The organism is Sorangium sp. So ce381, from assembly GCF_051473845.1.
GTDB lineage: Bacteria > Myxococcota_A > Polyangia > Polyangiales > Polyangiaceae > Sorangium > Sorangium atrum.
Map to the genome: position 1 here is coordinate 5070927 of NZ_CP150336.1, position 11491 is coordinate 5082417.

Sequence of the window (11491 nt, forward strand, 5' to 3'; positions counted from 1 at the left end):
CATGCAGAAGAAGCGAAAGCTCGTGTTGATAGGCAACGGGATGGCCGGCGTCCGCACCGTCGAGGAGATCCTCGCGCGGGGCGGCGCCGATCAGTTCGAGATCACCATCTTCGGCGACGAGCCCTATGGCAATTACAACCGCATCCTGCTCTCGGAGGTGCTGAACGGCTCCCAGGACCCGAGCGAGATCTTCTTGAACCCCCTGGCCTGGTACCGGGAGAACGGCGTCCAGCTCCACGCGGGCGTGCGGGCGCGGGCCATCCACCGGCACTCGCGCCAGGTGACCGGCGATCACGGGGTCGTTGCGCCCTATGACAACCTGATCATCGCGACGGGCAGCTCACCGTACATCCCGCCGATCCAGGGGGTGCGGCTGGAGGGCGGCAGGGAGAAGCCCGGTGTGTTCGTGTTCCGCAGCCTGGACGACTGCCACAAGATCGCCCAGTACGCGCGGGGCAAGCGGAGCGCCGCGGTCATCGGCGGCGGGCTACTCGGGCTCGAGGCCGCGCGCGGGCTGCAGAACTTCGGGCTCGACGTCCACGTCGTCCACATCAGCGGTCACCTGATGGGGCAGCAGCTCGACGCCACGGCGGGCGGCATCCTGAGGACCACGCTGGAGCAGCTCGGCGTGACGGTGCACCTCAACAAGAGCACGAAGGAGGTGCTCGGAGAGGACCGCGTGACGGGGCTCCGCTTCGCCGACGACGAGACCCTCGCCTGCGATCTCGTGGTGATCTCCGCGGGCATCCGGCCGAACGTGGAGATCGCCCTGCGCGCCGGCCTGACCGTCGAGCGCGGGATCGTGGTGGACAACCACATGCGCTCGCCCGACGACCCGAGGATCTACGCCGTCGGCGAGTGCGCGCAGCACCGGGGGCAGGTCTACGGGCTCGTGGCGCCGCTCTGGGAGCAGGGCAAGGTGCTGGCCGACCACATCACGAAGCGCAACGAGAAGGCCTCCTACGCCGGCTCGAAGGTCTCCACGAAGCTGAAGGTCATGGGCATCCAGCTCGCCTCGATGGGCATCACCGAGCCTGCCGACGACCGCGACGAGATCGTGCAGTTCCTCGAGCCGAAGAAGGGCACGTACAAGAAGCTCATCATCCGCGACGGCAGGCTGCTCGGCGGCATCCTCCTCGGCGACGTCAGCAAGGCCGCGTACCTGATGCAGGCGTTCGACAAGAGCACGCCGCTCCCGGAAGAGCGGCTGTCGCTGCTGTTCGACATCGGCGCGCCCTCGCCGCAGGCGACGATCGAGGAGATGCCGCAGGGGATGCAGGTCTGCAACTGCAACGGCGTCACCAAGGAGGGCCTCGTCGCGTGTGTGCGCTCCGGCAAGCGGACCCTCCGGACCGTCATGGACGCGACGCGCGCGGGCATGGGCTGCGGCGCCTGCAAGCAGCTCGTCTCGGAGGTCGTGGCGTGGGCGTGCGGGGGCGCGGCGGAGCAGGACCCCGCGGCCAGCTACTACGTGCCTGGCGTCCCGCTGAGCAAGCCCGAGCTGGTCCAGGCGATCCGCGAGCGCGGGCTCCGGTCGGTGTCCGCCGTGTTCCGCGAGCTCGCCGGCGGGAGCGAGGATCCGGGGAGCAAGCCGGGGCTCGCGTCGCTGCTCCGCACGTTATGGCACCACGAATACGACGACGAGCGCGACGCCCGCTTCATCAACGACCGCGTTCACGCCAACATCCAGAAGGACGGCACCTTCAGCGTGATCCCGCAGATCGCGGGGGGCGTCACGTCGGCCGCGCAGCTCCGGCGGATCGCGGACGTCGTCGACAAGTACCGCGTGCCGCTCGTGAAGCTCACCGGCGGCCAGCGCATCGACCTGCTCGGCGTGAAGAAGGAGGACCTGCCGGCGGTGTGGCGCGACCTCGACATGCCCTCGGGGTTCGCTTACGGGAAGTCGTACCGGACGTGCAAGAGCTGCGTGGGGAGCGACTTCTGCCGGTATGGGCTCGGCGACAGCATCGCGCTCGCGGTGAAGATAGAAGAGCGCTTCCACGGCATGGACACGCCGGCCAAGCTGAAGCTCGCGACGGCGGGCTGCCCGCGCAACTGCTCCGAGGCGATGGTGAAGGACGTCGGGGCCGTCGCGGTGGAGGGCGGCAAGTGGGAGATCTACGTGGGCGGCGCGGCCGGCGCCCACGTACGCAAGGGCGACGTGCTCTGCGTTGTCGACGCGCACGAGGACGTGCTCCGGCTCATGGGCCGCTTCATCCAGTATTACCGCGAGAACGCCAGGTACCTGGAGCGGACATACGGCTTCGTGGAGCGCATTGGCATCCAGAAGATCCGCGCGGTGGTCGTGGACGACAGCGAGGGAATCGCCGCGCGCCTCGACGAGGAGATGCGGAAGACGGTCGAGGCGTACCGCGATCCGTGGAGAGAGGCGTATGCCCCGGCGACGCCGAACCAGTTCCGATCGGTCCTGCCGATCGTGCAGTGAGGGGGCGAGAGATGGAGATCACCCTGGGGCCCCTCTCGGCGATCCCGCCGGGCGAGGGGCGCGCGTTCGAGATCGGATCGGAGCGCATCGCCGTGTTCGTCACGCGCGAAGGCCGCGTATTCGCCACGCAGGCGAGCTGCCCGCACCGCGGCGGCCCGCTGGTCGACGGGCTGCTCGGCGGCTGTACGCTCATCTGCCCGCTGCACGCCCAGAAGTTCAACCTGGAGACGGGAGAGGCCCTGAGCGGCGGGGAGGGGCTCAAGACCTATCCTGTCCGCCTGAGCGCGACGAACCAGATCCTCGTGCGGATCGAGGGCGGCGGGGGCTGAGCGCCGCCCGCGCCGCGCCCGGGGGGAGGCCCGACGCCGGCGATGGCGCGCGCTGCCGCGCCGGCGCTCTGCGGAGCCCCTGGATCGCGCGTCTTTGGGTACGCTGCCGGAGCGGGTCGCGTGTCACGCGTCACCCGACGTTGCCCGGAGGGTTCCCGTTCGCCATGGCCGACCCCACGACAGCCGCACCGCTCGCTCCCGGCACCGTCCTCGGGGGCGATTTCCGCGTCGTCCGCCCCCTGAGCCAGGGGGGCATGGGCGCCGTGTTCGTCGCCGAGCAGCTCTCGACGGGCAAGCCGCGCGCGGTGAAGCTGATGCACGCGCAGCTCGCGCAGGACCCGCGCTTCCGCGAGCGCTTCGAGCAGGAGGCGAGGGTAGGGGCGCGGATCGACAGCGATCACGTCGTCGAGGTCGTCGCCGCGGGGGTCGATCCCGCGACGCAGACGCCCTGGCTGGCGATGGAGCTGCTCGACGGGGCCGACCTTTCGGCCGTGATGGCGCAGCGCGGCGCGCTGCCGCCCGACGAGGTGCGCGAGCTGATGGGGCAGCTGTGCCACGCGCTCGGCGCGGCGCACCGCGCGGGCGTCGTCCACCGCGATCTCAAGCCCGAGAACATCTTCATCGCGCGGCCGCGGCAGCAGAACGTCCGCTTCAAGGTGAAGGTGCTCGACTTCGGCGTCGCGAAGATCGTGGCCGAGGCGCGGGCGACGACGTCGGTCACCGCGTCGGTCGGGACGCCGCTCTGGATGGCGCCCGAGCAGACCGAGCTCGCCGCGCAGGTCGTCCCGGCGTCGGACGTCTGGGCGCTCGGGCTGCTCGCGTTCTACCTGCTCACCGCGCGCGTCTACTGGATCGAGCCGAGCCGTGGGCCGAGCGCCTCGGTCATGTCGCTCATGCGCGAGGTGCTGTTCGGCCCGCTGGATCCGCCGTCCGCCCGCGCCGCGCAGCTCGGCTGCGCGCACCTGATCCCCCCCGGCTTCGACGCCTGGTTCGCCCGGTGCCTCGCCCGCGACGTCCGCGCTCGCTTCGCCGACGCGGCGCAGGCCATGGCGGCGCTCGATCCCGTGCTCGCCGCGGCCGCCCACAGGTCCGCGCCGCTGCAGGCCGTGCCCTCCATGCCCACACCCCCGGTCTATTCCGGCCATTCCGGGCCGATCACCGCGCCGACCCAGCCGGGGGTCTCCCGCACCGACGTCGGCGGCATGACCGGCGGCACGCTCGTCCCGGTGCCGGCGTTGCCCCCGCGCAGGGCGCCCTGGGGCTTGCTGCTCGCGATCGCCGGCGGCGGGCTTGTCGCCGTCGCCGCGCTCGCCTTCGGCGGCTTCCTGGCCTTCCAGCGGCTCCGCGCGGCGGACCGCGCCGCCGGCGCGCCGCCGGCGCCGGTGTACGGCGGGGGCGACGCGCCCACGGGTGGGGCGCCGACGCCGCCGGCCAGGCCATCGAGCGCCGCGGCGAGCAGCGACGTCGATCTGGCCGGCACCTACGACATCGTGTCGTCGCGCAACCCGGGAGGGCAGGGCAGCTACACGGGCAACGTCCTCCTCTCCCGGAGCGGCGACACCTACCGCATCGCCTGGATCATCACGAAGGGCGCGGGCTACGAGGGGATCGCGTTCGTGCAGGGGCAGACGCTCGCCGTGGGATGGGCGAGCGGCGGGCCCTACGGCGCGGCCGCCTACCGCATCGACGGCGGCCGCCTCCACGGGCAGTGGATCGCCACGGACCGGCCCGGCCAGGTGATGGCCGAGGAGCTGGAGGGCCCTGAAGGGCTGGTCGGCAGCTACCGGATCGTCGACGGCGCTCGCAAGGGCACGGTCGTCATCGTGCCCACGGGCGAGACATACGCCGTCACGTGGGCGCTGAGCACCGGCGCGCTCAAGGGGGTAGGCATCCGCTCGGGCGATCAGCTCGTCGTGGGCTGGTCGCCGAGCCAGCAGGTCGGGGTGGTCAGCTACGCGATCGCGGGCCGACAGCTCGCGGGGCGATGGGGGACCCTGGGCGGCACGCTGGCGGGGAGCGAGGCGCTTGTGCGCCGCTGACGGGCGGAACGAGCGGAACGAGCCGAACCACGCGCGAGGCGAGCACGGACGCGCTGTTGCGACCGGGAGAGTCCAATGTATCTTTTCGGGATCATGGCCTCTCTGCCCGCGCCGAGCACCCCGCTTTGCGACCTCGAATTGCCCGCGCTCAGCCTGTCGGCGCGCGAGCAGCTCACGCGCGTCTGCGCGTTCCTTTACGTCGTGCGTCTTCCGGAGATCCAGACGCGCGCGCTCCTCGCGGACTACACGCCGGAGATTCACGCCGAAGGCGTCTACTGCGCGAGCGTCGTGAGGGGAGAGCGCTCGTTCGGGGAGTGGCGTCGATGGCGCGCCCTGCGGCCCCCGCGCGACCCCGACCTGCCCGAGCTCGTGTCCGAGCTCGATCGGTTCGCGAACCGGTGGCAACCGCGGGCGCTCTCGGCCGCCGCGAGGGTGGCCGATGCCGACGACCGCGAGGAGCTCGAGGACTACCTCGGCGCGCCCATCGAGCGCCCGAGCCGGACGTGGCGCGCCAAGGCGTGCGTCCGGTGCATCGAGCATCTCCGCGAGGTGCCGGTACCCGCCTATCAGGTCACGTGGGCTGCGCTCGTCGCGGAGGGCATCCAGACCGAGCTCGCGCGGTTCCGCGAGGTCCTCAAGACGGTCCAGGACTTCATCGCCACGGCGCCGCTCGACGCCGACGAGATCGCCGACATCCAGGCGGCGCGCGAAGAGAGCGCCGCCTCCGTCGCAGCGTGGCTGACCGCGCGGCGGCGCCAGTTCGCGGGGCACTTCACCGAGGAGACGCTGAATCTCCTGGCCCTCGGCGAGCCCGTGCCTCCGCCGCTGCCCGAGGTGCCCCTTTCCTTGCTCGCCCGTTTCCGGCCGGCGGCGCGCGCCTAGGGCGACCACGTAGGCGCGCCTCACCGGGTGACCTCGGCGCCTGCTCCTGCGACGCCGCGTGACCAGGCGGACTCATCGTCCCGGCGGGGGGGCCCCCCGGAGGCCGGGCGCCGTGAAGCAGGGCTTGCAAGGCAGCATCCAGGAGTAAGGCAGTATACAGCCGTTGCTCCGGGAGCGCGGCCGGAAGCAAAAAATCAGGCAGATCAGGCTGTTCTGTCGGGCTTTGGTGTGAGCTGGCACCCACGATGGGCTGCGAGAGAAGGGGCATGGTGTGGTCTGAGATACAAACCTGCCTCTTCCGGCGGTCGCGTGCCTTCCGGCGCAGGCAGGGGTGCCTGATTTCGTGCCTGGAGGTCCAGCGCCGGAGGGCTTCCAGGCTCTTGGCTGAGCCTGGTAGCTTCGGCGACCATGGCGAAACCCAAAGTTCAACCCGAGAAGTCCCCGGCGAAGGCCAGGGGAGAGGAGGGGGCCCGGAGCTACCAGGCCCTGTACAGGCACTACCTGCCGATCGGGGCGGGGCTCCCGCCCGACGACGTGCAGGCGTGCCGCGCCGATCCGCGCCTCGTGCTGGTCAACGTGAAGCGCGGTGTCGCGGCGGTGCTCGGCACGAAGGAGCAGGTGAAGGCCGTGCGCGAGCACCTGCCCAGGATCGCGGTCGACGAGCTCCTGGAGCTGCCGGACCTCGCGCGGGCGCTCCTGTTCGCCGTGCGCGAGGCGCTGCCCCGGGCGGCGGGCCCGAAGGAGATCGAGAAGGCGTTGAAGGAGATCGGCGGGCCGCGCGAAGATCTCCTGACGCAGGCAGAGCTCTTCGCCCGGCGCGGCCTCCTCGACAGGGAGCGTGTCGCGCAGATCCGGGCCGGCTCGGGGAAATACGATATGGCGCGGGACGGCATGGAGCTCGCGGCGCTGTTCACGCAGCACGCGGGCGAGCTCAAGGGGCTCCACCCGTTCACGAGGGAGGAGATCGAGAAGCTCCGGCGGACGAGCGAGTGGCTGCTCGAGAACCTGACCCCGGCAGGAGCCCGGGTGGAGGTCAAGAAGAAGGAGAAGAACGCGGCCGAGGACGCGAGAGATCGGCTGTGGACGCTGCTCCTGCGTCGGCACCCGGCGCTCCGGAAGGTGGGGTATTACTTCCACGGCGACGATTTCGAGTCGGTCACGCCGCGCCTGCTCTCGCGGGCGTCCTCGGCGCAAGCCGTCGAGGAGGCCCTGGAGGAGGAGCCGGAGGCGATCGCGGACGACGCGAGGGGAGAGACGCCCTGAGCATCGCTCCGCAACCGGCCTGAGCGCGAGCGACAAGGCGAGCGGCGTCCCAGGCGCGACTGATCAGAGCTGCCCATACTCACGGATCCGGTCGCGCTTTTCTTCCTTGTCTCCCTCGTCGGGCTCCAGATCGACGACGATCCCGAGGCGCGATTCGACGTAGGCCATCCAGAGGGTTCCATGCGGTGGAACGCTGGTCCAAGCGTTCATTTCCGTGATCGACAGGAGTCCATCCATGCTCCGATCGAAGATTCTTATGTCCCTGAACCGTAATCCGCACGTGAAGCCGAGCTGAACGTTCAGGTTACGGGAATAGACGTCTCCGCCGAGGAACAGATCGACGTGCGTGGTCCGGACAAGCGTCCCCTGCGGCCTCAAGGTCGTGGTGAACATGGGAAGAACGGCGCCGATCACTTGGTAGAGTTGAAAGCTCGTGGCCGCGCTCGCCCGGAACGGTCCGGCCTCGTACGTAGCGTGGATCCCCAGCTTCTTGTCTTCTATCGTCGACATGTTCTCCTTGCCCACTCCAACGCCGATGAAGTACCCGATGTTGAGCTCCTGGGTGGGACTCGCGGTCTGCCCGAAGCTCACCATGACGGTATGGACCGCCCCCGGAGCTGTTCCGCCGTCATATGTGGCTCCGATTCTCGCAAGATGGGGGAGCTTTGTCTGAACAATGCCGCTGAGGTAGAGGCCGTCCCAGTGGAATTTCTCTGGGGACCGTTGCTCTTGCGCTGATGTCAAAGCGGCAAGGGAGAACACTCCAAGCCCTGACAGCGCGCGCACGAACAGCTGCCATGGCGTGCTCGAACGGCGGGCCGATGGCTCCCGCGAGATGAACGGCGGTGCGGAATTGGCACGATTCATTCGGTCCGCATGCGGGCTATACACTCAGGGTTCTTCACCAGCTCGTCGACATCAACGTCTCCGAATTCGCTACTGAACATATAGGCGCTTTCCATCGCATCGAGGCCGAGAATGCTGCTCGTGACATCTGGCTGCGACGCGTCCTCGAAGGATCTTGCAACGGCGATACATTTGGAGTATTGCGCCTGGGCCAGATCTCGAATGCTCAAGATGGTCTCGCAGTCGATCGTGCTGCTTCCCAGTATTTCCTCGTATGCGCTGAATTGCCGTTTGAAGTTCCTACAGTTCGTTGCCATCCCATGCAGTTCTTTCGCCAGCGACCTAATGACGCATTGCTCCGAAAGCTCTGGTTCGGGTGAAGGAGCGGATTCGTCTTCGTTGCCGCGGAGCATCCTCTCTCTCTTCTGAAGTTGTGGATCGCGATGCTGGAGCGAATTTTCGCAGCTGGCCAACCGCTTCCGGGCGACGCTCAGGGTCGCCTGAAGATAGGAGTCGCTCTTGCTCGCGGCATCATGGCGTGCTTGAGGCTTTTTGTCGCTCTCTGCCGAGATTCTTCCTAAATGGAATGCCGCCGCCAGCACCGCGACCGCGATGGTCCCAAATCCAATCCATGTTATCGGCTTCGGTGATGTTCCCATGTGTCGAACGTTGCAGGTTGAAGTCCTGGTGCATGCGCGAGAACGGCGGTCCTGGCCCGTTTTAACAGCGGGTCGATGGCTCCCGCGAGATGAACGGCCTCGTGAAGCATGTTCGAGTCACTTGGTCTGCATGCGGGCTATGCACTCTGGGTTCTTCACAAGCTCATCAATGTCGTCGATGTCGCCGTGTTTGCTCTTGGTTGCGTAGGCATCCTCCACCGCGTCGATGGCGATGGGGCCGCTTGTCGCATATTGTTCGCGAAGTTCCTCGTCGACCTTTATAATGAGAATGCAAAGCTGGTATTGCATCCGAGCAAGGTCTCGAATACTCAGCACGGTTTCGCAGTCAATCGCATTGCTGCCCAGGATGGCCTTGTACGCATCAAAATGTCTTCTGAAGTCCTCACAGTTCGCGGCCACCATATTCTGCTCCTTCGCTTGCATCGCGATGATGCATTGCTTCGGAAGCTCTGGCTCAGGTGGAGGTGTGGGATTGCCTTCGTTGGCGTAGAGCTTTTTCTCCCTCTTCTGAAGATGTGGACCGCGACGCTGGAGGGCCTTCTCGCAGCTGGCCAACCTTTTCTGGGTGGCGCTCACAGTTGACCGAAGATCGGGATCGCCCTCGCTGCCGGCGTCCTGGTGCGATTGAGACCGGCTGTCGTTCGCTACCGATCTCATTCCCAGATTGTATGCTACCAAGGCGGCGGCCGAGATGGATCCCAATGCAATCCATGTCATCGGCTTCGGCGATGTTTCCATGTGTCCAAGCTCAGGGGCGCGGCGATCTCGATCGTCTATTGAGCGTTATTTGAATGGCGGAGATGGATCCGTGAATGGGTCTCTAGGGCGGCATTGGCTAGTAGTAGCAGGGATCCTTCTTGATCGGCGTTATTCCAATCATTTCAGGGGTAATCTTCAGAGCGGGACCACTGATGGGCTGCAGTTCTTCGCGCCATTGATTGCATGTCTTCGCGTTTATCGTGTTCACGAATTGGTTCTGCAGCGGTGTCGTCCTCATGCAGTTGATCAGCTGAGGGCGTCGGTCTTCTGATGCACACAGCGCTTGGCACTCGGGGGATGGATCCATGCACGTCTGTGTTGGTTTTTCGTCGAAGATCGTGCATCCGGCCTGGGATAGTACCGTCGCGGAGATGATTTGGGCGAGGCTGGGACGGATTGTCCTCGAACGACGACGTGCTGCGGTCATAGGCTCTTGCTCCAAGGGCATCTGGTGGTGGCTCGCGTTTGCCTATAACAGGAGGCAGGATGATACAGGGAAGGCCGTCGTTCTTCGATGAATCCGTGCGCATGACGCGGCCGGGCGTTGCGAGCGAGGTCACCCACGTACGCGCGTGATGTCCGGGACGTCGCGTGCAAGCGATGACTGGCGCGGCCGGTCGCGGGCGATCTCGCTTCGCTTCCAGGGAATACGTGGGCACGCCGAACAATTCGTGCGGCTCACGCCGCAAACGCTCGTTGGCAGCGCACCCATTCCCTGGCGCGCAGCCGCCCGCCTCTCGGACGTCCGGGCCTACGCGGCCATGTGGCGGCTTCGGGCCGAGGAATGCGGCACGCTCCCCGGGTCGATGATGGCGTTCTGGGACGTGAGGCGGTCGGCCGACGGTCGGCTCGTGGCCGCTCGCACACCCCCTGGTCGTCGCCCTCCGTGACGAGGAGCGCGGAGAGCGCGCAGATCGGGTGGAGCTGCTGCCGAGCGCGGGGCGATGATCGCCTGTTCTCCTCGCGGCCCTATGCCTGGCAGCAGAACGTCGACGGTTCGGCCGGCAGCAGCTCGCCGGTGGGCTCGCCGCCGCTCGGGGCGCAGCCGCCGGGGTCCACGGCCACGACCTCCGCCGACTTGCTGCCGAGGGCGACGCCGGGCGGCGTGACCCCGCAGAACGGCGTCGTCGAGCTCACGACGTTCGACGCGAGCAGCTTCCCGCATGCGCCGTCGCTGTAGACGGAGGCCTTGATGGTGCACGACGCGCCCTCCGGCTCCCCGCAGCCGCACTCGGAGCAGCCGCGCGTGTCCTCGGCGCCGCCGTAGAAGACGTGCCGGTCGAGGTACGGCTCCTCGCACGTCACGTCGCCCTCGTGGAAGATGCACGTCAGGAAGCCGCCGGGCGGCGGGACCCCGGGCTGCTCGGGCGAGGGCATGCAGGTGCTCCGGTCGCCCAGGCACTCCGTGTAGGCGCCGGGCACGCAGGCGAGCGCCCGGGTCTGCCACGGATCGCGGAGCGCCGGCGGCGGCGGGTCGTCCACCCTGGGCGTGCACGCGCCGGTCGCTGTCACGATCGGCGCCTCGATGGAGACCGACTGCACGCACGGCTTCCCGCCGCAGTCCTGGCCGGCGGGGATCGCGTTCGCGGCGGTGCAGGCGCCGTCCCAGCCGTCGGGCGCCGCGAAGGGGGTCCTGACGCCGCCGGGGTCGCCGGGACACGCCGAAGAAGCATTCGCCGACCAACCCAGCGGAAGCTGGCACGAGGCGGTGGCCGCGGCAGGTGGATCGCACAAGCAGGCCGCGCAGGCGAGGGGTGCAGGCGCGAGATCGGCGAACCCCTCGTAGCCGATGTTCGGCGCGGCAGCGGGGCAGTCCGGCACCTGGTCGCGCGGGCCGAACCAGAGGAGCGCCGGGCCGAACCAGCCGAGCGGCGCCGGTGGCACGCAATCGCCGGCGCAGGCCGTCTCGTCGCCACCGCCGGCCCCGCCGGCTCCGCCGGTTCCGCCGCCGCCCCCACCTTCGCCGCCGGCCCCACCGCCGCCTTCCTCGGGCCACGGGCAACCTGGGAGGCCATATTCCTGCGGCTGACAGGGACCGTAGACGGTCGGATCTTCTCCGGAACAGCCAGGCAAGAAGAGGGATCCTACGAGCAGGGGGATAAAGGTTCGCATGCCGGACAAGATACGTAGAGCTGGCACGCGTTCACAACGGGCAGATTTCACGAGAGAATCGATGGCACCGAGCATTGTGGTTTCCTTCTGAAATTTCTCACGTCGTTGGCGAGGAGAGCCGGGCTCCACGAGGTC

9 protein-coding genes are annotated in these 11491 nt (G+C 68.1%); 5 read left to right on the forward strand and 4 right to left on the reverse strand.

Annotated elements, in window-relative coordinates; all coding sequences use genetic code 11:
- The first annotated feature begins 1 nt into the window (after position 1).
- From nirB to WMF29_RS19050, 5 genes are all read left to right on the forward strand, one after another.
- Positions 2–2446, forward strand: a complete 2445-nt coding sequence (gene nirB / locus WMF29_RS19030; protein WP_437330199.1) for a nitrite reductase large subunit NirB — start codon at positions 2–4, stop codon at positions 2444–2446.
- Positions 2447–2457: 11 nt separating this feature from the next.
- A complete protein-coding gene (locus WMF29_RS19035) occupies positions 2458–2775 on the forward strand; it encodes a Rieske (2Fe-2S) protein (protein WP_437330200.1) in 318 nt (105 codons plus the stop codon).
- Between the two features lie 164 nt (positions 2776–2939).
- Positions 2940–4814 (forward strand): serine/threonine protein kinase, encoded by a 1875-nt coding sequence (locus WMF29_RS19040; protein ID WP_437330201.1) that lies wholly within the window; start codon positions 2940–2942, stop codon positions 4812–4814.
- 93 nt (positions 4815–4907) lie between these two features.
- Positions 4908–5696 carry a hypothetical protein gene (locus tag WMF29_RS19045; protein ID WP_437330202.1) on the forward strand — a complete coding sequence of 263 codons (789 nt, stop codon included), beginning with the start codon at positions 4908–4910 and terminating at the stop codon, positions 5694–5696.
- Between the two features lie 408 nt (positions 5697–6104).
- The gene (locus tag WMF29_RS19050; RefSeq protein WP_437330203.1) at positions 6105–6959 is read left to right on the forward strand and encodes a hypothetical protein; all 855 of its coding nucleotides are present in this window, start codon (positions 6105–6107) and stop codon (positions 6957–6959) included.
- Between the two features lie 63 nt (positions 6960–7022).
- On the opposite strand, the gene WMF29_RS19055 is transcribed toward WMF29_RS19050, so the two are convergent.
- The 4 genes from WMF29_RS19055 to WMF29_RS19070 form a co-directional block, all read right to left on the reverse strand.
- Complete coding sequence (locus WMF29_RS19055) at positions 7023–7745, reverse strand: hypothetical protein (protein WP_437330204.1); 723 nt, start codon at positions 7743–7745, stop codon at positions 7023–7025.
- A 77-nt stretch (positions 7746–7822) separates the two neighbouring features.
- Complete coding sequence (locus WMF29_RS19060; protein ID WP_437330205.1) at positions 7823–8464, reverse strand: hypothetical protein; 642 nt, start codon at positions 8462–8464, stop codon at positions 7823–7825.
- A 117-nt stretch (positions 8465–8581) separates the two neighbouring features.
- A complete protein-coding gene (locus WMF29_RS19065) occupies positions 8582–9223 on the reverse strand; it encodes a hypothetical protein (RefSeq protein WP_437330206.1) in 642 nt (213 codons plus the stop codon).
- Between the two features lie 990 nt (positions 9224–10213).
- Positions 10214–11356: a hypothetical protein gene (locus WMF29_RS19070; RefSeq protein WP_437330207.1), complete on the reverse strand. Its 1143-nt coding sequence runs from the start codon at positions 11354–11356 to the stop codon at positions 10214–10216.
- Positions 11357–11491 lie beyond the last annotated feature (135 nt).

Excerpts from the sequence above, each read along its gene's own strand:
- WMF29_RS19065 (WP_437330206.1), bottom strand. The coding sequence starts at position 9,223 with ATGGAAACATCGCCGAAGCCGATGACATGGATTGCATTGGGATCCATC.
- nirB (WP_437330199.1), top strand. The coding sequence starts at position 2 with ATGCAGAAGAAGCGAAAGCTCGTGTTGATAGGCAACGGGATGGCCGGC.
- WMF29_RS19035 (WP_437330200.1), top strand. The coding sequence starts at position 2,458 with ATGGAGATCACCCTGGGGCCCCTCTCGGCGATCCCGCCGGGCGAGGGG.
- WMF29_RS19045 (WP_437330202.1), top strand. The coding sequence starts at position 4,908 with ATGGCCTCTCTGCCCGCGCCGAGCACCCCGCTTTGCGACCTCGAATTG.
- WMF29_RS19050 (WP_437330203.1), top strand. The coding sequence starts at position 6,105 with ATGGCGAAACCCAAAGTTCAACCCGAGAAGTCCCCGGCGAAGGCCAGG.
- WMF29_RS19070 (WP_437330207.1), bottom strand. The coding sequence starts at position 11,356 with ATGCGAACCTTTATCCCCCTGCTCGTAGGATCCCTCTTCTTGCCTGGC.
- WMF29_RS19060 (WP_437330205.1), bottom strand. The coding sequence starts at position 8,464 with ATGGGAACATCACCGAAGCCGATAACATGGATTGGATTTGGGACCATC.
- WMF29_RS19040 (WP_437330201.1), top strand. The coding sequence starts at position 2,940 with ATGGCCGACCCCACGACAGCCGCACCGCTCGCTCCCGGCACCGTCCTC.